Origin of the sequence: Corynebacterium pilosum DSM 20521 = CIP 103422, assembly GCF_000373805.1 — a bacterium.
Taxonomy (GTDB): domain Bacteria; phylum Actinomycetota; class Actinomycetes; order Mycobacteriales; family Mycobacteriaceae; genus Corynebacterium; species Corynebacterium pilosum.
Genome location: NZ_KB892443.1, coordinates 1 through 22,253, shown reverse-complemented (window position 1 = coordinate 22,253; position 22,253 = coordinate 1). Strand labels below are relative to the sequence as shown.

24 protein-coding genes are annotated in these 22,253 nt (G+C 62.5%); 14 read left to right on the top strand and 10 right to left on the bottom strand.

The genetic code is table 11. From position 1 onward, the window contains the following. Positions 1–49 precede the first annotated feature (49 nt). The 3 genes from B097_RS0103775 to B097_RS0103765 are packed head-to-tail and all read right to left on the bottom strand — an operon-like array spanning position 50 to position 2,788. Positions 50–1,051, bottom strand: coding sequence for an FAD-dependent oxidoreductase (locus B097_RS0103775; protein WP_018581216.1), 1,002 nt, complete (start codon positions 1,049–1,051; stop codon positions 50–52). Positions 1,052–1,061: 10 nt separating this feature from the next. Next, positions 1,062–1,667 (bottom strand): response regulator, encoded by a 606-nt coding sequence (locus B097_RS0103770; protein ID WP_018581215.1) that lies wholly within the window; start codon positions 1,665–1,667, stop codon positions 1,062–1,064. Continuing rightward, a complete protein-coding gene (locus tag B097_RS0103765; RefSeq protein ID WP_018581214.1) occupies positions 1,664–2,788 on the bottom strand; it encodes a sensor histidine kinase in 1,125 nt (374 codons plus the stop codon). Before B097_RS0103765 ends, B097_RS0103770 begins: the two co-directional genes overlap by 4 nt. 110 nt (positions 2,789–2,898) lie before the next feature. Here B097_RS0103765 and B097_RS0103760 point away from each other — a divergent pair, with 110 nt between their 5' ends. The 3 genes from B097_RS0103760 (at position 2,899) to B097_RS0103750 (ending at position 5,465) form a co-directional block, all read left to right on the top strand. After that, a complete protein-coding gene (locus B097_RS0103760) occupies positions 2,899–3,885 on the top strand; it encodes an ABC transporter permease (protein WP_026254285.1) in 987 nt (328 codons plus the stop codon). After that, positions 3,882–4,562: an ABC transporter ATP-binding protein gene (locus B097_RS0103755; RefSeq protein ID WP_018581212.1), complete on the top strand. Its 681-nt coding sequence runs from the start codon at positions 3,882–3,884 to the stop codon at positions 4,560–4,562. The genes B097_RS0103760 and B097_RS0103755 overlap by 4 nt, the downstream gene beginning before the upstream one ends. Positions 4,563–4,739: 177 nt before the next feature. After that, positions 4,740–5,465 carry a YwaF family protein gene (locus tag B097_RS0103750; RefSeq protein ID WP_018581211.1) on the top strand — a complete coding sequence of 242 codons (726 nt, stop codon included), beginning with the start codon at positions 4,740–4,742 and terminating at the stop codon, positions 5,463–5,465. Here the strand turns inward: B097_RS0103750 and B097_RS0103745 are convergent. Together B097_RS0103745 and B097_RS0103740 are read right to left on the bottom strand one after the other, a co-directional pair. Further along, positions 5,462–6,973: a bifunctional ADP-dependent NAD(P)H-hydrate dehydratase/NAD(P)H-hydrate epimerase gene (locus B097_RS0103745; RefSeq protein ID WP_018581210.1), complete on the bottom strand. Its 1,512-nt coding sequence runs from the start codon at positions 6,971–6,973 to the stop codon at positions 5,462–5,464. The genes B097_RS0103750 and B097_RS0103745 overlap by 4 nt on opposite strands. A 24-nt stretch (positions 6,974–6,997) precedes the next feature. Further along, the gene (locus tag B097_RS0103740) at positions 6,998–7,810 is read right to left on the bottom strand and encodes an Fpg/Nei family DNA glycosylase (RefSeq protein ID WP_018581209.1); all 813 of its coding nucleotides are present in this window, start codon (positions 7,808–7,810) and stop codon (positions 6,998–7,000) included. A 70-nt stretch (positions 7,811–7,880) separates the two neighbouring features. Between B097_RS0103740 and B097_RS0103735 the strand changes: the two genes are divergently transcribed. From B097_RS0103735 to trhO, 3 genes are read left to right on the top strand one after another with little or no spacing between them, the layout of a single operon-like run. Then, the gene (locus B097_RS0103735; protein WP_026254284.1) at positions 7,881–9,374 is read left to right on the top strand and encodes a DUF1846 domain-containing protein; all 1,494 of its coding nucleotides are present in this window, start codon (positions 7,881–7,883) and stop codon (positions 9,372–9,374) included. Between the two features lie 10 nt (positions 9,375–9,384). Next, positions 9,385–9,717: an Imm51 family immunity protein gene (locus tag B097_RS0103730; RefSeq protein WP_018581207.1), complete on the top strand. Its 333-nt coding sequence runs from the start codon at positions 9,385–9,387 to the stop codon at positions 9,715–9,717. Between the two features lie 42 nt (positions 9,718–9,759). Continuing rightward, positions 9,760–10,659, top strand: coding sequence for an oxygen-dependent tRNA uridine(34) hydroxylase TrhO (gene trhO, locus B097_RS0103725; protein ID WP_018581206.1), 900 nt, complete (start codon positions 9,760–9,762; stop codon positions 10,657–10,659). On the opposite strand, the gene B097_RS0103720 is transcribed toward trhO, so the two are convergent. The 5 genes from B097_RS0103720 to B097_RS0103700 all read right to left on the bottom strand — a co-directional run bounded on the left by B097_RS0103720 (position 10,656) and on the right by B097_RS0103700 (position 15,546). After that, complete coding sequence (locus tag B097_RS0103720; RefSeq protein ID WP_026254283.1) at positions 10,656–12,299, bottom strand: AbgT family transporter; 1,644 nt, start codon at positions 12,297–12,299, stop codon at positions 10,656–10,658. The genes trhO and B097_RS0103720 overlap by 4 nt on opposite strands. Before the next feature lie 115 nt (positions 12,300–12,414). Beyond that, the gene (locus tag B097_RS0103715; protein WP_018581204.1) at positions 12,415–12,882 is read right to left on the bottom strand and encodes a hypothetical protein; all 468 of its coding nucleotides are present in this window, start codon (positions 12,880–12,882) and stop codon (positions 12,415–12,417) included. 10 nt (positions 12,883–12,892) lie between these two features. Next, positions 12,893–13,870, bottom strand: a complete 978-nt coding sequence (locus tag B097_RS0103710; RefSeq protein WP_018581203.1) for a universal stress protein — start codon at positions 13,868–13,870, stop codon at positions 12,893–12,895. 58 nt (positions 13,871–13,928) lie between these two features. Then, a complete protein-coding gene (locus B097_RS0103705) occupies positions 13,929–14,399 on the bottom strand; it encodes a MarR family winged helix-turn-helix transcriptional regulator (protein ID WP_018581202.1) in 471 nt (156 codons plus the stop codon). A gap of 55 nt (positions 14,400–14,454) precedes the next feature. After that, positions 14,455–15,546, bottom strand: a complete 1,092-nt coding sequence (locus tag B097_RS0103700; RefSeq protein ID WP_018581201.1) for an inositol-3-phosphate synthase — start codon at positions 15,544–15,546, stop codon at positions 14,455–14,457. A 136-nt stretch (positions 15,547–15,682) separates the two neighbouring features. Between B097_RS0103700 and B097_RS0103695 the strand changes: the two genes are divergently transcribed. The 8 genes from B097_RS0103695 to B097_RS0103660 all read left to right on the top strand — a co-directional run. Further along, the gene (locus B097_RS0103695) at positions 15,683–16,054 is read left to right on the top strand and encodes a DUF5318 family protein (protein WP_048402585.1); all 372 of its coding nucleotides are present in this window, start codon (positions 15,683–15,685) and stop codon (positions 16,052–16,054) included. Positions 16,055–16,140: 86 nt separating this feature from the next. Next, positions 16,141–18,459 (top strand): transglycosylase domain-containing protein, encoded by a 2,319-nt coding sequence (locus B097_RS0103690; protein WP_018581199.1) that lies wholly within the window; start codon positions 16,141–16,143, stop codon positions 18,457–18,459. 5 nt (positions 18,460–18,464) lie between these two features. Further along, positions 18,465–20,015 carry a glycosyltransferase family 87 protein gene (locus tag B097_RS0103685; protein WP_018581198.1) on the top strand — a complete coding sequence of 517 codons (1,551 nt, stop codon included), beginning with the start codon at positions 18,465–18,467 and terminating at the stop codon, positions 20,013–20,015. Continuing rightward, on the top strand, positions 20,012–20,134 hold the full coding sequence (locus B097_RS13785) for a hypothetical protein (protein ID WP_272913528.1): 123 nt from the start codon (positions 20,012–20,014) through the stop codon (positions 20,132–20,134). The genes B097_RS0103685 and B097_RS13785 overlap by 4 nt, the downstream gene beginning before the upstream one ends. Before the next feature lie 132 nt (positions 20,135–20,266). Beyond that, a complete protein-coding gene (rpsF, locus tag B097_RS0103675; RefSeq protein ID WP_018581196.1) occupies positions 20,267–20,563 on the top strand; it encodes a 30S ribosomal protein S6 in 297 nt (98 codons plus the stop codon). 81 nt (positions 20,564–20,644) lie between these two features. Further along, positions 20,645–21,289 carry a single-stranded DNA-binding protein gene (locus tag B097_RS0103670; protein ID WP_018581195.1) on the top strand — a complete coding sequence of 215 codons (645 nt, stop codon included), beginning with the start codon at positions 20,645–20,647 and terminating at the stop codon, positions 21,287–21,289. A 37-nt stretch (positions 21,290–21,326) separates the two neighbouring features. Further along, the gene (gene rplI, locus B097_RS0103665; protein WP_018581194.1) at positions 21,327–21,779 is read left to right on the top strand and encodes a 50S ribosomal protein L9; all 453 of its coding nucleotides are present in this window, start codon (positions 21,327–21,329) and stop codon (positions 21,777–21,779) included. Positions 21,780–22,050: 271 nt separating this feature from the next. Beyond that, positions 22,051–22,253, top strand: a 203-nt coding sequence (locus B097_RS0103660; protein ID WP_018581193.1) for a transposase, incomplete at its 3' end; no start/stop codon positions are given.

The window sequence follows — 22,253 nt, the reverse complement described above, 5'->3', positions numbered from 1 at the left end:
ACCCTAGTCCTTTACCGCACCCGCGTGCTCAGCGGTGCCCCGCGTGTGATCAGCGCCCCGCGATCGCCGCCGCCGTCTGCTTCGCAAACGGGCTGACCCCCATGATCGTATCCGCGCCGGGCCCATTCGCCTCCGCAAAGCCCACCAGGTACAGGCCCTCCACGGTCGGCTCCGCACCATCCAAGAGGTGCTGGACCGGGCCCCAGGCGGGCCGGAAGCCGGTACACCAGATGAGGTGGTTGACACCCTCAAGCTCGTCGAGGTCATCAACCATCGGGCGCGCCTGCAGTCGGCCCTCGTCGCGGGCCCTCTTAACCTCGGGGACCATGACAATATCGCCCAAGTTCTCCACGCCACCTGGGTCCTTTTCGCCCTTAGCGGCGGCCAGGTAGCGCTCCCGGTTGCGTCGGAACAGGTCAGCGCCGTCGATCTCGTCGGGCATCCACCGCGGCTCGCGCCGGGTCAGCCACACCACCTCCGCCACCTCGGAGAGTTCGGCTGCGATCTGCGCGCCCGAATTCCCGCCGCCGACAACGGCCCCCTTCGTGTCCCGGAACGTTTCCTTTCCGGGGTAGTTCGCCGCGTGCCAGAACTGGCCCTCCAGAGTGCCCGGCACCGAGGGCACAAAGGGCGCGGTCCAGATGCCGGTGCACACCACCACGTTGTCGGTGCTCAGTTCCAGCGGCTCGGCGGTAGAGAAATCGTCGGCAGGCGCTGCGCGAACGATGAAACGCTCGCCATCGTGCACCACCTTGCCCACCACGTATGGCCTGCGGATATCGAAGTCATAGCGCTCTTCCCACGCCGTGAAGTAGTTCACCACATGGTCCCGCGGCGGGTAGCCCTCATAGCTGGGCATGGGCATGCCGGGCAGGTTGGAAAAACTCGCATTAGAGAACAAAGTGAGTGAGTCCCAGTACTGCTGCCACGCACCGCCGGGGCCGGGTTGGGCGTCGATAAGCACGGGCGCAATCCCGCTGCGGCGGAGGTAGTAGGCGGTGGCGAGACCAGCCTGGCCTGCGCCGATGATGATGACGGGAACGTGCTGCATGCCCCCCACCCTAAAGCAAGCGCCGCTGGCGTGCCTGATCCACCGCCGCCGTCCGGTTGTCCACGCCCAGCTTCGAATAGATGTGGATCAGGTGGGTTTTCACCGTCGCCTCAGAAATGAACAGCGCGGCGGCGATCTCCCGGTTCGACTTGCCGGTCTGCAGCGCCTCAAGGATCTCCATCTCGCGCGCGCTCAAGGCTTCGTCGGGGCGCATCATCCGGTCCGCGAGCACCTCAGCGACTTCCGACGATAGGGTGCGCCGGCCGGCCGCCGTGGCCACCACCGCCGCATGCAACTCCGACTCGGGCGCGTCTTTGAGCAGGAAACCCATCGCGCCGGCCTCCACCGCGGCCAAAATATTGGCCTGCGTGTCATAGGTGGTCAGGATCAACACCGGTGGCCCGCCCGCAGCCCGCAGACGCCGGGTCACCTCGATCCCGTCCACCCTGGGCATCTGGATATCGGTGATCACCACGTCCACGCTCTCTGGCATCTCGGCGATCGCCGCGCCGTCAGAACCTTCCGCCACCACCTCCACATCGGGGAAGTTGTTCAAAATAGCGCGCAGGCCCGCGCGGACGACCGGGTGATCGTCGATAAGCATCACATGAATCATGGCTGCACCTCCCGCGGCAGGCTCGCTGCCAGCACCGTTCCGCTTGACGACGACTCTACCGTGAATGTTCCTCCCGCTTCCTCCACGCGGCGGCGCAGCTGGGTCAGACCATAACCCGGTGCCGTGTCCATGCCGCTGCCATTGTCGAAGACGTCCACGGTGAGCTGCCCCGGCAGCGCATCCACCGTGATCACGGCCTGGGTGGCGTGCGCGTGGCGGGCAATATTACTTAAGCCCTCGCGCACCACCGCGGCCGCCACATCGGCGGCAGGGCCGGTAATGTTCGGGGCCACGCTGGTGCGGATCTCCAGCGGCGTGCCCAGCGCGTCCTGGCGGCGGCGCACCTTCTGCGCCTCGTGCTCAACGCGCTGGTCAAGCGCAAGATCGGTGTTCTTTTCGCCGCGGATCAGGGCGCGGGCCTGGGCCAGATTGTCCTGCGCGGTCTCCTCAATCGAGTCCAACGCTTCCGCGACCGCCTCGCCCTGGCTACCCCGCCCGGCGCGCGCCAACAACACAATCGATGAGAAACCCTGCGCCAACGTGTCATGGATCTCGCGAGACAGGCGGGTGCGCTCCTCCATCACGCCGGCCTGGTGCTGAGCCTCCGCCAAATCCTCCTGCGTGTGCGCAAGCCGGGTGGCAAGCTTGCGGTAGTGCTCCGTTTCGCGCTTCAAGGCCTGGTAGGAGTAGTAAATCACCACCGCAAGCACGGTGCCGATCCCCGGGCCTACCGCCCCCGCAACACCCGAGGCCGGCACGGAGACCACCACGGCCACCACCCACGCCAGAAAAGTTGCCACCACACCCCACGGCGCCGGCGCCACATACAGCAACAAAAACACCAGCGGGAACAAGAGCCACACAAAACTTGGGGAGGCCCACACCAGCACCACCCACAGCGCGCTGATCACCACCAGCCAAACCACCGCGGCGGTCGTCGAAAAGCGTCCGCCCCGGTTATGCCACACAGTGCCCACCACATACACCGCAGCAAACACGGCGGCCACGCCCACCACCCACGGCTGATCCCACACCTGGATCACGCCCAGCAGCAACAAGAACGCCACCAGCACGTGCGAAGCAATGCGTAAGGACAACAAAATACGGTGCGTGGTTTTCACCCCATCCACGCTAGCCCCGGTTGGTGGAACCGGGCTCAACCGATCGGTTGATTTCAGAATCCACCCCGCAGGCGATGTAGATAGTGCCTGGTCGGACGCATGATGAAAGCATGTTCGTAGGAATGAGAGAATTACGCCGCGCCCCCGGTCGCATCGGCCTGATCACCGCAGTGGTGGGACTGATCACCATGCTGCTGGTCCTGCTGACCGGGCTGACCGCCGGCCTAGGCAAACAAAACACATCCGCGCTTGAAGAGCTCAACCCCACCGGAGTGATCTTCGAGGATCCCGAGGACCCCTCCTTTACTACTTCGCGTATCGACGAAGCCCCTGCCGGGACCACGCCTTTGGGCACTGCTCAGACACTGCTGCAGGACGAGCAGGGTAATGAGCAGTCCGTCGCCGTGCTTGGCCTGCCCGAAGGCACGCAGCTGCCCGGGGGTGAGCTCTTGGGTGATGGGGCGGTGGCTTCTTCGTCGTTAGGCTTGTCGCTTGACGACGAGGTCACCCTCGGTGCTGCCACCACCAGCGTCGATGCTGTGGTTGAGGACACCCACTACTCCCACACGCCCGTGATCTGGGTGCCCACGCAGGTGTGGCAGCAGGTCGCGCACACCGATGCCGAAGGAACCGTGGCGCTGACCAATGACGCCGACGCGCCGGGTGCCGTCACCCTGCAGGAATCCTTCCAGGGGCTCAGCGCCTACCAGTCCGAGCAGGGCTCACTGCTAACGATGCAGGGCTTCCTCTACGCCATCTCTGCCCTCGTCACGGTCGCGTTCTTGTCCGTGTGGACGATCCAGCGCACCCGCGACCTCTCCATCTTGAAGGCCATCGGCGCGACCAACCGATACCTGCTGCGCGACGCCCTGGGGCAGGCAGCAGTCATCCTTGCCATCGGGGTGATCGCCGGCACGCTGCTCGCCGCCGCCATTGGTGTGGCCGCTGCCACCGTGGTGCCTTTCTCGCTGGACTGGCTTTCCATCCTCGGCCCCGCCGCCGGCATCTGGGTGCTCGGCATGATCGGTGCCGCCCTGACCACCCGCACGATCACCCGCATCAACCCCAACGACGCACTCGCAGGAGCAACAGCATGACACTTTCTAACACACCTTTGAGCATCACTAACGCCACAGTTACGTATCCCGACGGCCTTAGCCGGTTCACCGCCCTGGACAGCGCGACCTTGGAACTGGGCGCTGGCGAGCTGGGCTTCGTCGTCGGCGAATCCGGCTCCGGCAAATCCACCCTCCTGTCCGTGGCCGGCGGTTTGATCACCCCGGATTCCGGCACCATCCACGTCGCCGGCGAGGAGCTCACCGACGATAATCGCGCCGCCGTACGCCGCGACCACATCGGCATCATCTTCCAGCAGGCCAACCTCATCGGATCGCTGACCGCCGCCGAACAACTGCTGGTCACAGACCACATCCGCGGAACGCGACCCCGCCGTGATCGCGCCGACGAACTCCTCGACCGGGTCGGTCTTGCAGGGCTTGGCGATCGCCCCATCGGTCAACTGTCCGGCGGGCAACGCCAGCGCGTCGGCATCGCCCGCGCCCTGATGGGTGAGCCTGAGCTGGTGCTTGCCGACGAACCCACCTCCGCTCTTGACAGCCGTTCCACCGCGGAAGTGGTGGAGCTCATCCGTGATCTGGTCCGCGACACCGGTGTGGCCTGCATGTTCGTCACCCACGACAGGTCTCTGCTGCGCGAGGATGACCGCGTGATCACCGTCGCCGATGGCCAGGTGCTGGAGCCACAGTTGATCTAGTTCCGCGGCACCCGGTCCCACACCTCTCACACCCCGCAAACCGATATAGTCCTCGGCCCATAGTGCGTGATGCCATTTCGTTTTCAATAAGCCACTCGCACTATGCACGGAGGACTATATCGGTTTGCAGGTGGGTAGACACGCGTTGAGGTGGGACGGGAGTTAGAATCGCTCACCATGGCCTATCAACCGCCTCCGTGGACTTCACTACACACTGGCAGGTCGCACCAGACCATTACACAGTTCGACCGCACGCACCTCACCGTGCTTGTTTTGATCATCATCATCTCCGGGATCCTCGTTGTCGCAGTGCGTCAACTGCCGAAGAACGTGGTCAAAGCCGCGCGCAAAGTGGCCGGCGTCCTCCTGGGGGTGATGGTCTTCTCCTACTACGCGTATGTGCTGCACCCGCAGCGCATCGTGTGGGATGAGACCGCCCCTTTCCACGTGTCCGACTTCCTACGCGTGATCACCCCATTCGCCGTGCTCTCCGATAACCCCACCGCCACTGCCCTGAGTTTCTACTGGGGCACGCTGCTGAATTCCATGGCGCTGCTCACTCCGGACATGGCGTACGTGCTGGACCGGCCCCGCCTCCAGGAGTTGGCGTACTGGTTCTTCCACGCGGTCGCGCTGGTGGTCCCAGTGGTGCTCACCTTTGGTCTGGGCTACCGTCCGAGCTGGCGCGATTGGCGCGTGACCACCGGAATCACCGCCGCCTGGGCCGTGTTCGCCGCCCAGATGAACAAGGTGACCGGCGGGAACTATGGCTTCTTGGCCCGCCCGTCACGCGGGTGGTCGGAGTTGCACATCCTTGGTGGGTGGCCCACCTATCTCTTTATTCTGGTTCCAGCAGTCCCCGCGATCTGGGCGGGCATGACGTGGTGGGCTAATCGTCGTTAAGCGCCTGTGAGCTGCGCCGATGCTGCCGGGACGGCGTCGGCGATTCTCGTGGCGCTGGTCGGGCCCTCACCGTAGGGGGTGGTTGCGCTGAGCTTCGCGGCCGCCGCGTGGATGGCCACGGCTTGGACCACCGCGTCCGGGGTGTCGGCGGCTAGGTGCGCGCCGGCGATGCCTGAAAGGACGTCCCCGGATCCGGGGGTCGCCGCCCAGGAATTGCCAGCGTCGATGATGTGGGTGCGGCTGCCACCTGCGATGATCGTCGAGCGGCCCTTGCGCACCACTGTCGCCTGCAGGTGCTGCGCCAACGTCTCAGTCTCTGCGAGGCGGCCGGCGGAATCGAGCCCGCACGCCTCCCGCAGGCGCGTGAATTCGCCATCGTGCGGTGTGAGCACAGTGGTCGCTTTGCGCTTAACGACGAGGCCCCTCAAGTTCTCGTGTTCTGCCAGAAGGGTGAGCCCGTCGGCATCAATAAGGACCGGCAAGTCTGTTTCTAGCAGGTACTCGAGTTCCGCGGCGGCGTCTTCGTCGGTGCCGGCGCCGGGGCCGAATACCCACGCCTGGACGCGGCCGGCGTCCTGGATGGTCTCGGTGACCACGACCTCTGGATGGGCGCGCACCACCTCTAAAGCTTGGGGGCCGGCGTAACGCACCATGGCCGAGGTCGCGTCGACAGCCCCTCGCACAGAAAGCAGCGCCGCCCCCGGGTAGGTGCCGCTGCCAGCACGGATGCCGACGACACCACCGCTGTACTTGTCATCGGTGGCGCTTGGCTCCACGCTCGTGATGGCGGGTGGGCGCAGGGTTTGGAGGGATTGAAGCGGTTCAAGCCAGGAGGTGTCTGGCAGAGTCGCGCGGTGCAGAACATAAGGGGAATTCTGCCGCTGCAGAATGTTGGACAGGGGTGGGGTGCCGATCTCCGCGAGCACCTGCAGCCCGCACTCCGGCGCCAAACCGTGCGCTAGCCGGAAGCCGCCAAAGGTGACGGTCACATCGGCGGTGACGTGCTGGGGGTGGGCACGGCCGGTATCGGCATCCACGCCGCTGGGCACATCAACCGCCAACACGGGGACCTGCCCGGCGCGGGCGGCTTCGACGATGCGGTAGGCCTCATCAGCAATCCCACCGGACCCGCCGATGCCGGTCATCGCATCGATCACCAGCTGGTAGCGGGCGCACTCCTCGTCCGTCGGTGCTTCCGTGAGCACCGTGCCACCCGCCTGCTCAAAGACTGTCAGCGCGGGTTGGTGCGCCTCACCCGCGGTGAGAAAAGCGGAGACTGCCACGCCCTGCATCGCTAATTGGGCGCCGGCGTATAAACCGTCGCCACCATTGCCCCCTTTGCCGGCCAGGACCAGAACCGCGGGGTGATCGTCGTCAAGCACCAGTGCCCGCGCCACCTCAAACACGGCCGAAGCGGCCTGCTGCATCAGTTGATCCGGGAAATCCTGCGCCTCAAGCAGGGGCTGTTCGGCGGCACGGATCTGGTCGGCTGTGTAGGCATAGCTCATGGTGCCCAGGGTAGCGCGGGCCGACTAATTCGGCTGGCAGTGCGAACACCAGAACAGGTTGCGGCCCTGCATCACCTCGAAGGACACGGGCGTGCCACACACATAACAGGGCTCGCCCTCGCGGCGGTAGACGTAGACTTCGCCGCCGTGCTCGTCGTCACGCGCGGCGCGCCCCATCGTCTCGGGCATGTGCTCATCGCGCACAGTATTGATCTCCCCGTCGCGCACGCCCAGGCGCATTAGCAGCACGAGGTCGTCCCAGAGCGCGTCGAACTCGGCGCGGTCAAGCTGGGTGCCGGCGAGGAAAGGGGAGATGCCCTGGCGGAAGAGCACCTCGGCGCGGTAAATATTGCCCACGCCGGCGAACATGGACTGGTCCATCAGCATCGCGCCGATCGTGCGGCGGGAACGGTGCACGCGCTCCCACAGGCTGTCCGGGTCTGCGTCGTCGCGGATCGGATCCTCGCCCACCCGCGCCAGGATTGTCTTGCGCTCCTCTTCCGTGATGAGGCGGCAGAACTGGGGCCCGCGCAGGTTAGCGGACTGGTCGTCGGTCTCGATGCGCAGGCGCATCTGGCCCCAGTGGGCGTCGGCAGGCTCGAAGCGCAGGTGCCCGATCAGACCCAGGTGGATATAGACGATGTGGGCGGGGGCCTCCACGTCGAAGTCGATGAAGAGGTGCTTGCCGAAGGTCTCCGCCAGGGCGATCTGCGAGCCATCGAGCACCGCCGCTTCTTGCGTGAACCGGCCCTGCGGGCTGCTGACGGAGAGGGGTTGGCCGCGGAAATCGTCGTTGAGGCGGCCGGCGAGGCGATGGATAATGTGACCTTCAGGCATGAAGATCAGTATAGGGAGGCATGCTGTAACATTGGCCCGTACGTCGTTCATGCGATTCGGAGGACAGGCCGTGCCCCACACCATTGGTTTTGACCGCGAAAGATATATTCAGCTGCAGTCAGAGCACATCAATAAAAGGCGGGCAGAAATCGGGGGCAAGCTCTACCTCGAAATGGGTGGCAAGCTTTTCGACGACATGCACGCCGCGCGCGTCCTGCCCGGGTTCACCCCGGACAATAAAATTGCGATGCTGGAGCGCATCAAAGACGACGTGGAGATTATGGTGTGCATCAACGCCAAGGACCTCACCCGCCAGAAACGCCGCGCCGACCTCGATATCCCTTACGAAGAAGACGTGCTCCGGCTGATCGACGAATTCCGCAGCGCGGGTTTCCTCGTCGAAAATGTGGTGATGACGCAACTCGAAGACGGAAACGCTCCAGCCGAAGCCTTCATCGCCCGCCTAGAACGCCTGGGGCTGAAGACCGCGCGCCACCGCATGATCCCCGGCTACCCCAACAACACCGAGCTGATCGTCTCCGAGGAAGGCTTCGGCCTCAACGAATACGTGGAAACCTCGCGCGACGTGATCGTGATGACCGCGCCGGGCCCCGGATCCGGCAAGCTGGCCACCTGCCTTTCGCAGGTCTACCACGACCACAAACGCGGCATCAACGCAGGTTATGCGAAGTTTGAAACGTTCCCGATCTGGAATCTGCCCCTCGAACACCCCGTGAACCTGGCCTATGAGGCCGCCACCGCGGACCTGGACGACATGAACCTGATCGACCCCTTCCACATGAGCGCCTACGGGGAGCAGGTGACCAGCTACAACCGCGATGTCGAGGTATTCCCGCTGCTCAAGGCGTTGCTGAAGCAGGTGCTGGGGGAGTCGCCCTACCAGTCGCCCACGGACATGGGCGTGAACATGGCCGGTTATTGCATTTCCGACGACGAAGCCTGCCGTACTGCATCCCGCCAGGAAATCATCCGCCGCTACTTCAAGGCGCTTGTCGACGAACGCCGCGAGGACCGCGACGAAGATGAGTCCACCCGCATCTCCATGATCATGCGGAAAGCCGAAATCACCGTCGCCGAGCGCACCGTTGTCGCCGCCGCTCAGAAGGTCGCCGCTGAGACCGGCAGCCCGGGTGCCGCACTGGAGCTGCCCGATGGCACCATCGTCACCGGCAAGACCTCCGAATTGTTGGGTCCGTCCGCCGCCGTTGTGCTCAACGCGCTGAAGCACCTAGCCGGCATCCCCGACGAGGCCCTGCTACTGTCGCCGGAATCCATCGAGCCGATCCAGACGCTCAAGACCGAACACCTCGGCTCCTCCAACCCGCGCCTGCACACCGACGAAGTGCTCATCGCCCTCAGCGTGTCCGCCGCCGACAACGAGGAATCCCGCCGGGCGCTCGCCGAACTACAGAACCTCTCAGGCTGCGACGCCCACACCACCACCATCCTGGGCAGCGTCGACGAAGGCATCTTCCGCAACCTCGGCGTGTTGGTCACCTGCGATCCGCAATATTGGAAGAAACGCCTCTACTACAAAAGGTAGGGTGGGGTCCATGTCTGTTGACTTCAATCATGTGGAATACATTGGCGGCTACTCCCTGATCTTCGAGGCCTTCACCACGGACGTGGATCAGACAATCGCAGACCGCGGCTTCTCACCCATGGGCTACTTCTGGGAGCGCGTGGTCGTCTACCTGTGGGAATGCGACCGCCTCAACGGCCCCTTCTCCTTCGACTGCTCAGCCGACTTCTTCTCCGCATCCTCCGCCGAAGCTGAACCGATCGAGCAGCTCAAGACCACCCTTGAGGAGCTCACCTCCCAGCCCGCCGCCATCACCTCGCTTATCGACGAGGCCCTCGACGACGATTTCGAGCTCGAGTTCTAGGGGCTGTTAGGCACCTAGGCAGCCTGCGATTATTCTGGGATTATGTCGCAGAGCAAAATCCTTCTTTATTACCAGTTCCGCCCTATCGCTGACCCAGAGGCGATCCGCTTGTGGCAGCGTGACCTGTGCGAATCCCTCGACCTCCACGGCCGCATCCTCATTTCCGAGCACGGCATCAACGGTACCGTCGGCGGCAGCATGGACGCTTGCAAGAAGTACGCGAAGAAAACCAAAGAGTACTTCAAAGGCATGGAGTACAAATGGTCCGAGGGCGGCAAGGAAGATTTCCCGAAGCTATCGGTGAAGGTGCGCGATGAGATCGTGGCTTTCGGCGCGCCGGGTGAGCTCAAGGTGGACGAGCACGGTGTGATCGGCGGGGGCGAGCACCTGAAGCCGCACGAGGTTAATGAGCTCGTCGAAAAGTACGGCGATGACGTGGTGTTCTTCGACGGGCGGAATGCGCGTGAAGCGGAGATCGGCAAGTTTAAAGGCGCGGTGGTGCCCGATGTGGAGACCACGCATGACTTCATCGATGAGCTGGAGTCTGGCAAGTATGACTGGATGAAGGACAAGAAGGTCATCAGCTACTGCACGGGCGGCATTCGCTGTGAGATCCTCTCGTCGTTAATGAAGAACCGCGGGTTCAACGAGGTGTACCAAATCGACGGCGGCATCGTCCGCTACGGCGAAAAGTACGCCAACTCGGGGCTGTGGGAGGGCTCGCTGTTCGTGTTCGACGCGCGCCAGCACACCCAGTTCGGTGACCCGGATGACCCGAACTACATCCAACTAGGGCACTGCGTGCATTGTGGCGCGCCGACGAACCAGTTTCAGAACTGCAGCAACGAGCCACACCATCGCCAGCAGTACCTGACCTGCGATGAGTGCTGGGAGTCCAACCCGTTCTGCGCGGAGTGCACCGCGGCGAACCAGCCGAGCTAGACCGCCGGGTACTCCATCGGGGAACCCGGACCCAGCGGAATGCCCATGTAGTACCAGGCGAGGAAGAAGAGGAACCAGCCGCCCATCATCGCCATCGAATAAGGCAGGGCCAGCGACATCAGGGTGCCCACCCCGGCCTTGGAGTAGTAGCGCTGCAGGAAGGTCAGGGCCAGGGCGAAGTAGGGCGACATCGGGGTGATGATGTTGGTCGGCGAATCACCGATGCGGTACAGCATCTGCGTGACCTCCGGTGAGATGCCGAGGTACATCATGATGGGCACGACCACCGGCGCCATCAGCGCCCACTGGGCAGAGCCCGAGGTGATCAGCAGGTTGAGCATGGCGACCAGCAGCACGAATGCGGCAAACAGCGCCCAGTGCGGCAGGTCTAAGGCTTGGAGCAGTTCGGCGCCGCGGATGGAGGTCCACTGGCCCAGGTTGGACCATTCGAACCAGGCCAGGAACTGGGAGACGGCGAAGAACAGCACGATCATCGGCAGCATCGTCTTGAGGCCCTCGGCCATCATCTCCGGCACGTCGGCGGCAGAGGTAATGGAACGCGCCACCACACCGTAGGTGATGCCGCACAGCAGGAAGAAGGCGGTGATCGGCACGGCAATCGAGCGGATCAGCGGCGAATCCATCACCTGCCCATCGTTGACGAAGGGCGAGCCCGGCACGAAGAGCAACGCGAAGTACACCGCGAGCAAGATCACCAGCACCACGCCAGTAACCTTCAGCGCCTTCTTCTCATGATCGTCGAGCTTCAGCTGCTCCAGGCGCTCCTCCTCGGACTTGGGAGCTTCGTCGCCGAAGGAGACTTCCTCCTCATTGATCTCATCGTGATTGATCATCTGACGAGCTTTCTTATCGACGAAAAACTCCGTCACGACTGTGATGATCAACGACAGCACGATGGCCGATGGGATCACGAAGAAAATATTGGCCAGCCCAGACACTTCATAGGTGTCGTCGACAAGCTGCGCGGCCGACGTGGAGATGCCGGCGAGCAGCAGGTCGGTGATATTCAGGACCAGCGAGGCGTTGAAGCCTGCCGACGAGGCCGCGAAAGCTACCATCGCGCCGACGATCGGGGAGCGCCCCAGCGCGTAGAAGGCCATCGCGCCTAGCGGAATCACGATCACGTAAACGGCATCAGAGGCCACCGAACCCGTCACGCCGGCCAGCGCCACCACAAAAGTCAGCGTGCGCGGCCCCGTTTTGGAGACCATCCCACGCACGGCCGCCGACAGCATTCCCGAATGCTCAGCGACGGCCACACCTAGCATGGCCACCAAGATGACACCCAGCGGCGGGAAGGTAACAAAGTTATTCACCGCGTCAGAGACCATCTGCTGCAGCCCGTCACGGGTGAGCAGGTTCACCACGTCCACCGTCTCACCGGTGTCGGGTTGGGTGGCGCTCATCCCGATGCGCGAGCCGATCCACGACGCGACCAGCGTAATGCCACCCAGGATCACGAAGAGCCAGAAGGGGTGCGGGAGCTTGTTGCCTATCCTTTCGACATATCCCAAGAAGCCCTTGGGTTGGGCTTGAGTGTCGCTTGTCGAGTTTGTCGAGGAGTCGTCGTGTTCAGCAGTTGTGCTACCCGAAGTGCGGGCCTCATGGTCTTTAGTCATGGGTGTCCATTCGTAGGCTGTGATGTAGGTGACAGGTTATTGTGATCTACCTGTCAGCGCACAACTGCACCCCCATCAGGTGGGGGGTGCTGCTGGGCAAGCCCAGCAGCACGGCTTACATGAAGTCGGTGGCCAGGATGCCCACGGTGATGGTTAGCCACCACATCGTGAAAGGCAGCAGTGGCAGCCACAACACACCCATCCAAGGCATCCACCGCTCATAGCGGTTGAGCTTGCGCACCATAATCACCGCGCACCCAATCAACGCCGCCACCGGCGGAATCGAACTCAACACCGCCCACCACGTGCGCTGCGACTGCGAGCACAGCCATACGGCCTCGCCGGCTTCGCACAGCGGTCCGCCGATCAGCCGGAAGATGAGGGCGAGGGTGCCGGCGACAGCGAGCGTGACGACGATCGACGAGACCATATACAAGATGGCCTGCCGCGTTGAGGCCTTGTTCCGCTCGGCAACCACGAGCGGGTCCGGCTGGTCAGCGAGCTCATCAAAAGACTCTGCATCTGGCCGGGCCCGGTTCGAATAGTCATAATCGGAGGACAGATCATTTTCGGGGTGAGTCATAGTCCCCAGCCTAGGCGCTCCGGTACGGGTGAATCACTACGGGCACAGTCACGTGCCGCAAAAATTCATTCGCTGTCGAACCGACAAACACGCGCTCCAAAGTCCCCATGGGGTGGGAGTCCATGCAGATCAGGTCGCCCTTCTTCCACTTCAGGGAATCGACGGCATTGCCCCAACCGCGGCCCGAACCAACCTCTGTTTCCACCTCGATGAAGTCTCGGTGCTCAATAACGCGGTCCCGGGCAAGATCCAACATTCCAAGGGATTGCTCGTTCCACTCGTCGATAAGCTCGCTGCTCATGCCCTTCGGCTTGCTCAACGTCACATCGGACAAACCGGTGGGGGAGAAGGTGATGATGCGCAGCGGCACCTCGAGTTCGGCCGCCAGCTCCGCGGCGAAGAGGAGGCCGGGACTATTTTCGTCGGCGCGATCGTCGATATACGCGAAGTTGACGCGGGTCACGCCCTTCTTGGACAGCTTCACCGCGCGCGGGGCCAAGCCGAGCGCGGTTGGCGAAGAGTGCATCAGGGCATCGGTGGTGGAGCCGGCGAGGAAGCGGCCTTTCGACGCCGCCGCGTTTGAGCCGAAGAGGATGAGGTCCGCTTCGAAACGCTCCGCCTCGTCGGTAAGCAACTGAGCCTCATTCTGGCCGTCGGCGAAGGTGGAGAACTGGGGGTCCCACTGAGAGCGGGGCAGCTCGACGTCTGTCAGCGCCTTTTCGACGGCCTTGGCGCAGGCCTCGGCTTCATTCTTGCGCCACTTCTTGTATTTCTTCCCCGACTTGTTCAACGATGCAGGCCACGGGCGCAAGAGGGTGGACGCGACACGCACGGTCACCGGCATGCTGCGGCCCAGCCAGGCGGCAAATTCGAGGGCTTCTGTGCCGCCGGTATCGTCGTTCGCGGGGTCCCAAGCAACGAGGATGCGGAGCGGGCTCTCGCCCAGGAGGGCGGCGGCGGTGGCAGTCGATGATTGATCAGTGGGCATAAAGAAGTCGTGAGTAATGCTCAGGTAGTAGTAACTATGTAACTACCATTATCGCAGCCTACTCAGACTTATTGGAAATCTGCTCCATGCTGTAGGTCTCTGCCAGCACATTAATCACATCGGCAAGCTCCGCGGCCTTTGCCCGATGTTCGTCGTCAAGCGTTGCGATCATGTCCGCAAGGTAACGGGTGCGCTCGTCGCCAACGCGCTCCAACTCCTGCTCCCCGAGGGGAGTGAGCTCGACCAGCACGCCGCGGCGGTCCGATGTTTCGCGGATGCGACGGACCAAATCGCGCTGCTCAAGCTGGTGCAGAGCGTTCGATGCGGTGGGCATGCGGATGCCCTCTGCCTGGGCGACGTGGCTGATGCGCGAAGCACCGTTTTCCTTCAGCCGGGCCATGATCGACAGCTGTGGGCCCGTCAGATCCGACTGGTCAGCAATACGGAAATAGGTCACGTACAGCTTGGTCAGCGACGGGCGGATGCGTGCCGCAATGTCTAGGGGGTCAAGAGATTCAGTTGAAGCCATGACCCCATTGTAGACATAGTTGCGTGGACGAAATTGTCTAGCCAGCCTGATTTATCTAATCTTCAGACCCTGCGATATAGCTTTCCAGCTGAGCGCGCGCGTCCTCGTCGCCAAGCTGAACTGGAGGAGACTTCATCAGGTAGGCGCTGGCCGGCAGGATCGGGCCCGCATCTCCGCGGTCGAGGGCGATCTTCGCAGCTCGCACCGCATCGATGATGATGCCGGCCGAGTTCGGGGAGTCCCACACCTCCAGCTTGTATTCCAGGTTCAGCGGGACCTCACCGAACGCGGTGCCCTCGAGGCGGACGTAGGCCCACTTGCGGTCATCCAACCACGCCACGTAGTCGGACGGGCCGATGTGGACGTTTCGGTCTTCCTTCTTGCCGGCGATCGGCGATTCCTTCAGGTTGGACGTGACAGCCTGGGTCTTGGAGATCTTCTTGGATTCCAGACGGTTGCGGTCCAACATGTTCATGAAGTCCATGTTGCCGCCCACGTTCAGCTGCATGGTGCGCTCCAGGCGCACGCCGCGGTCCTCGAAGAGCTTCGCCATCACACGGTGGGTGATGGTGGCGCCCACCTGGCTCTTGATGTCATCGCCGACAATGGGCACGCCGGCCTCCTCGAACTTCTTTGCCCACTCTGGGTCCGAAGCGATGAAGACGGGCAGAGCGTTGACGAAAGCCACGCCCGCATCGATTGCGGCCTGCGCGTAAAACTTGTCGGCCTCCTCAGAGCCCACTGGCAGGTAGGAGACCAGGACGTCCACCTTGCGCTCGCGCAGCACAGCGGCCACGTCGACAGGTTCCTCCGCGGATTCCTCGATGGTGTCCAGGTAGTGCGTCCCCAGACCGTCGAGGGTGGGGCCGCGCTGAACAGTCACGCCCAGCGGCTCCAGGTCCGTGATCTTGATGGTGTTGTTCTGGCTGGAGCGTGTGGCGTCGGCAAGATCCTTGCCCACCTTGTCCGCGTCCACGTCGAAGGCGGCGACGAACTCGAGGTCGCCTACGTGGTAGTCGCCGAATTGGACGTGCATCAGGCCAGGCACCTTGGTTGCGGGGTCGGCGTTACGGTAGAACTCCACACCCTCGATCAAGGAAGTGGCGCAGTTGCCAATTCCGGCGATGGCTACTCGGATTGTGCTCATGAGATCTGTCTATCCCTTTCGTTGAGACTGACCTGCAATTGTTGAAATTTCAGGTATATCTCCATCAGACTAGAAAGGATTGGCCGGAAATACCCCATCCGGAACGCGAAAACTGCAGGTTGATCGATCAAGTAGGATGGTTGACGTGATCAAATACAGTCAGCAAATTTCACATGAATGGGAGCGCAGAAACCTTCTGCGCCACGTTCATGCTGGGCGCGTACCCCGCGACAACGTGTGTGATGCTGACTTCCTCCTCATCACAGCTGCACAATTTCACGGGCGGTCGTCGTCACGCGCATGCCCCATCTGTGAGAGCGAGATGCGGAACGTGAAGTGGATCTACAGCGAGAAGCTTGGTCGGCGTTCGGGCACGGCGCGTAACGACGAAGAGATCGCCGAAATCACAGCTGAGATCGGGGAACTCACCGTGCACACGGTGGAGGTATGCCCCACATGCCATTGGAATCATCTGCTTGTTGAAGAGCGGGCGCACGTGAGCGCGTGAATAATTCACGTATCTCTACAAAACGAAGTAACCTGCACTAAGAGCAATAATCGCAAATTCATAAGTGAACCGGTAGGACAAACTGCGTGGCTACAGACTCTGAGAATGGTGGCAACACCAAAAACGGTGGAGGCGCGACATCCTCGCGCGCCGAAAAATCGACCAGCAAGGGCTCGTCTTCAGCGAAGGGCCGTCGAAAAAGCAATACGCGCCAGACAATTTTGGCGACCCTCGCCGTAGTCATGGCGCTGATCATCGCCATCCCTATCGGCGCGTTCGGCGTGGCCTACCTCAAGGTGGACGTACCGGAGCCGCAGGAACTGCAGGCCGCCCAGGTCTCCTCGATTTACGCGGCGGACTCCACGACGGAACTTGCGCGCATCGTGCCCCCGGAGGGCAATCGCGAGCAGATCCCGCTGGAACAGATCCCGGAACACGTCCAAAACGCGGTGCTTGCCGCGGAGGACCGAGAGTTCTGGACAAACCAGGGCTTCTCCTTCACCGGCTTCGCCCGCGCTGTCATCGGGCAGTTGACGGGCAATGACTCTGCCGGCGGTGGCTCCACGATCACCCAGCAGTACGTCAAGAACGCCCTGGTCGGCAATGAGCACTCTTACGTGCGTAAGGCACGCGAGCTGGTCTATTCGGTGAAGATGACCAACCAGTGGGAGAAGGAAGACATCCTTGCCGCATATATGAACACGGTGTACTTCGGGCGCAACGCCTATGGCATCGAGGCTGCAGCGCACGCCTACTACGCCAAGCCCGCGTCTGAGTTGACCGTTGAGGAAGGCGCGATGCTGGCCGCCCTGATCCAGCTGCCAAGCCAGCTTGACCCATGGACCAACCGCGAAGGCGCTGAGTCCCGCTGGAACTACGTCATGGACGGCCTGGTGGAGATGGAACATCTCTCGCCGGCGCAGCGCCAGGCGGCCCAGTTCCCAGAGGTCCGTGACCCTGCCGAGTACTCCGCCTACACCGAGGCCTCTGGTGCTAACGGCATGATCAAGAACCAAGTGATCAGGGAGCTCGAGCTGATCGGTATCACCGAGCAGGACGTGACGAACCGTGGGCTGCAGATCACCACGACGATCGACACGAACGTGCAGCAGGCCGCCCTGGACGCGGTGGACCAGAACCTGGCCACGCTGCAGGACGATGCTCGGGCGGCAGTGGTCGTCGTCGAGCCCGGCACCGGCGCTGTGCGCGGCTACTACGGTGGCGACGACGCGTCCGGCTGGGACTATGCCGACGCAGCGCTGCAGACCGGTTCCACTTTCAAGATCTTCGGCCTGGCAGCCGCACTGCAGCAGGGCATCCCGCTGAGCGCGACCTATGATTCTTCGCCAGTGACGCTGCCTGGCGGGATCACGGTGACTAACGCCGGGGGTGTATCCGCGGGCTATACGACGATCGCGAACGCCCTGACGCACTCCTACAACACCTCCTTCATCCGCCTCCAGGACGACCTGGCTGATACCACTCAGGACACCGCCGACATCGCCCACGCGCTGGGAATCGCGCGTTCGTTGCCTGGGATCCCAGAGACCTTGACGGAGAACGGGAAGAAGCCTTATGAGGGCATCGTGTTGGGCCAGTACCAATCTCGCGCCTTGGACATGGCGACCGCGGTGGCAACCTTGGCCAACCACGGTGTGTGGCACCCCACCCACTTTGTGGAACGCGTAGAAACCGTCGACGGTGAAGTGCTGTACCAGTTCGATCCCGAATACTCTGAGCGCCGCGTGTCCGCCCAGGTTGCGGATGCCACCATCAACGCGATGGAACCCGTGGCTGCGTACTCCAACGGCGCGCTGGCCGGTGGCCGCCCCTCCGCGTCCAAGACCGGTACCTCCCAGTTGGGCGACACCGGCCTGAACAAGGACACCTGGATGGTGGGCACAACGCCACAGCTGACCGCCGCAGTGTGGGTGGGCACCGCCGATAACACCTCCGCCATCTTCAACCAGTGGGGTGGCAACATGTACGGTTCCGGCGCCGCCACCGACATCTGGAAGCAGGTGCTGGACACCTCGCTGCAGGGCCAAGACTTCGAATCTTTCCCCACCGCTGACCCGATTTTCTGGGGTGTGAACGGCTCCGGATACACCGGTGGCGGCTACGCATCGGGCTACGGCTCGACGGATTCCGGTTACTCCTCGGGCTACGGTTACAGCTCTGAGTCCACCGGGACGAGTGGTAGCGGTGGGAGTAGTTCCAGCGCCGTACAAGCGCCCGCACCGGAGCCTGAGCCCGCACCAGAGCCAGCTCCCGTTCCACCGGCCGCGCCTGCACCAGCCCCTGCACCAGCCCCTGCACCGGCACCCGCCCCGGCCCCAGAACCTGTGCCGGCACCGGTACCGGACGTCGGCGAAATCCTCGACGGCCTCGACCTCGGGTTGTGATAGCAGTGTCCAACGGCGGCACACAAGCTTCTTCCAGCACCGCCCCGCACCCGCGACACCGCGTCCAGCCCGCGCACACAGAACCTTTGGCGGCGGGCGTCGTCGACAAGCTGGGCGGGCCGATGGGACGTTTTGCCCGCATCGGCAGGGCCCGCTGGTGGACACCCCTGCGGGTCCTGATCGCCCTCGCCTGGGTGTTCCTGGGCTTCGGGTTGCTGGCGAAGGCGAACTGCGCCGGCGGGGCGCGTGCCGACGACGGCAGCATCGTGCTCAACTGGTCAGGTAACCGCCAGTACACCTCTTTTTGCTACAACGACATCACCCCGCTCTACGGCGGGCGCGGCCTAGACCAACCCGGTTTCGTCTATGCCTACTCCTGGGTGGACGGCGACCTGACCCGCTACATGGAATACCCCGTGCTCGCGGGACTCTTCCAAGGCTTTATGGGCTGGATTGCTCGCAACACGTACGGGCTTGTCGACGACTTCCTGCCCGATGCCGGCTGGTACTTCTATCTCACCGCGCTGGTCTTGTCGATTATCTGGGTGTGCACCATCCGCATCGTGGCGGAGCTTGCAGGCAACCGGGTCTGGGACACCATCTTGGTGGCCGCATCGCCGCTGTTGATCATGCACGCCTTCACCAACTGGGATATTCCCTCCATCTTCTTTGTCGCTGCAGCACTGTTGCTTGCCCGCAACAAGAGGTTCATCTGGGCGGGCGTGATGATCGGGGCGGGTGCCGCCTTCAAGATGTGGCCACTATTTCTGTTGGGTGCCTATCTGGTGGTGGCGATCCGCCGGCGTTCCTTCATTCCCTTCGGGATGATGACGCTTTCCGCAGTTGCCACGTGGCTGGTGGTTAACGTTCCCATTATGATGGCGTACCCGCAGGCGTGGGCGGAATTTACCCGCCTGAACTCGGAGCGCTCCTGGGAATGGACCACCATCTATGCGGTGATCTCACGCATGACCGGTTGGGCAGGTTTCGACCAGGGCGAGGGCGCCCCGGAGATCCTGAACACGGTCACCCTCGTCCTCTTCATCGCAGCCTGTGCGGTCATCTTGATCCTGGGCTTGAAAGCGCCGCGCACACCCCGGATCGCGGAGCTGCTTTTTCTGATCGTCGCCTGCTTCCTCCTGATCAACAAGGTGTGGAGCCCGCAGTACTCACTCTGGCTAGTCGTCCCAGCCGTCCTGGCGCTGCCGCAGTGGCGGTTGCTGCTGAGCTGGATGACCGTGGACATGCTCGTGTGGCCCATCCTGATGTGGCACATGCTGGGCGTGGAGAACAAGGGCTTGCCCGGGGAGTTCCTCAATCTCGTTGTGCTTGTGCGCGATGGGTTTATCGTCGTCATGATCGTGCTCGTCGTAAAGCAGATGTGGAACCGCCGCCCCGATAAAGTTTTTGCCGCCCATGGTGGCCATGATCCGCTGCTCACCACACCTGATGTGTGGGGAAAGGAAGACCAAGGATGCTCAACCTCACCACAATCCTGGGAATCATCTCCATCTTCATCTCTTTCATCCTCTTCGGAGCCGCCTTCTACTCCGTGATGAAGAAGAAACCGTGGAAGGTTCCCATCACCTTAGGCGTGCTGGCTTTTCTGTTCATGACGATCATCCCGGTCAGCCTGGCTATCTTCTTCGCCGTGCCCGAGGGAGCGGCGGGCTAAAGCCCTAGCTTGGGGCGATTTTTTCGTGCTTGACGGATGGGGTACGCTGGGGTGGTTGCTTGACGCAACGAACCCTCCTGCTATCGCCAACAGTGGCGATGGCCGAAACCGATAACAAGACCATAGGAGGTGATGAGGTCCGTGCGTCACTACGAAGTCATGATCATTCTCGATCCGCAACAAGATGAGCGCACTGTCGCCCCGTCCCTGGATAAGTATCTAGAGCGCGTCCGTAAGGACAAGGGCACAGTGGAGAACGTTGATGTGTGGGGCAAGCGTCGTCTTGCGTACCCGATCAACAAGAAGGAAGAGGGAATCTACGTTGTTGTCAACCTCGAGTGCGAGGCTGACACCGTTTCCGAGTTTGACCGCGTTGTTAACCTAAGCGACAACGTCATGCGTACCAAGGTTCTGCGAACCGACAAGTAAGAGCGAAATCTGGTACACAAGCCAGTAAGAAGCTCATTAGTTCACTGACTTTTACGGACAACTTGTAGGAAGGCAAAAACCATGGCACAAGGAGATACTCCCATCACACTCGTCGGCAACCTGACCGCCGACCCAGAGCTGCGCTTCACCCCATCCGGTGCTGCCGTAGCAAACTTCACCGTCGCATCCACCCCGCGTCAGTACAACCGTGACTCGGGCCAGTGGGAGGACGGCGAAGCCATGTTCCTGGATTGCAGCGTGTGGCGTCAGGCCGCAGAAAACGTTGCTGAGTCCATGTCAAAGGGCATGCGCGTGATCGTTACAGGACGTCTCCGCCAGCGTTCCTACACCAACCGCGACGGCGAAAAGCGCACCGTTTTCGAGGTCGACGTTGACGAAGTTGGACCATCCCTGCGTTGGGCATCCGCTCAGGTGAACCGCAATCCCCGCGATGGCGGCGGGTCGGGCGGCAACTGGGGCGGAGGCAACCGCGGCGGTGGCCAGCAGCAGTCTCAGAACGACTTCGGCGGCCAGCAAAGCAGCCCGAACCAAGGCGGCTTTAGCCAGGGCGGTCAAGGTGGCCAGCAACAGTCACAGGGTGGCTTCGGCGGCCAGCAGCAGGGTCAGTCCCAGCAGCAGGGTCAGCAGCCGGCCAATGATCCGTGGAACTCAGCCCCGCCAGCCGGTGGATTCGGCGGCGGAATGGACGATGAGCCTCCGTTCTAAACGATCACATTTTTCAACTGAAGGAAGGTAATGGATCATGAAGCTGATCCTCACCGCTGCCGTTGATAACCTTGGCGCACCCGGCGATATTGTCGAGGTCAAGGGCGGCTACGGACGTAACTACCTGCTTCCACGCGGCCTGGCCATCGTGGCCACGCCTGGCGCAGAGAAGCAGATCGAAGGCATCAAGCGTGCCCAGGAGCAGCGCGCAGTGCGCGACCTGGATCACGCAAAGGAGCTGCGTACTCAGCTCGACGAGCTCACTGGCGTGACCGTCAAGGTACGTACCTCGGAGTCTGGCAAGCTGTTCGGCTCCGTCAACGCTGGCGACATCGCAGATGCGATCAAGGCAGCAGGCGGCCCAGCTATTGACAAGCGCATCATCGACCTGCCAAAGGGTCACGTGCGCAAGACCGGTAACCACCAGGTCATCGTCAACCTCCACGACGACGTGGAAGCCAAGGTGAACTTCGCGGTCGAAGGCGCATAAGTTCGCTTTTCGACGATCCACTGGCTGCAGCAGTGGCACCGGGTGAGGCCGGTCCCTAATTTCGCAGCCTGACTGGATCTTATGACAACAGCATTTTTGGGCGCAGCCCCCGCACTTGTGAGGAGTGCCGGGGGCTGCGCCCTTTTTCGCGCCATTCGGCCCCAATTCTCCCGTTACCGGGCCGAACTGTCGAAGCTGAACTGTTGGAACTGGGCACTTTTTGAACCGTCACGGGTTTCTTGCCGCCTTCCGATAAGGAAGGATCACCAGCATGAAAAAGTCCTACGACCCCGAGTTCAAGACCCGGGCCGTCCGGATGGTCCAGCAGCACCGCGAGGACTACCGATCACTGACCGCCACCTGCACCGCCATCGGNANNGAGCTCGGGGTATCCCGGGAAACCCTGCGCAACTGGGTCCGGCAGGCCGAGGTCGACGCCGGCACCGCCCCCGGTGTCACCACCGAGGAAAACGA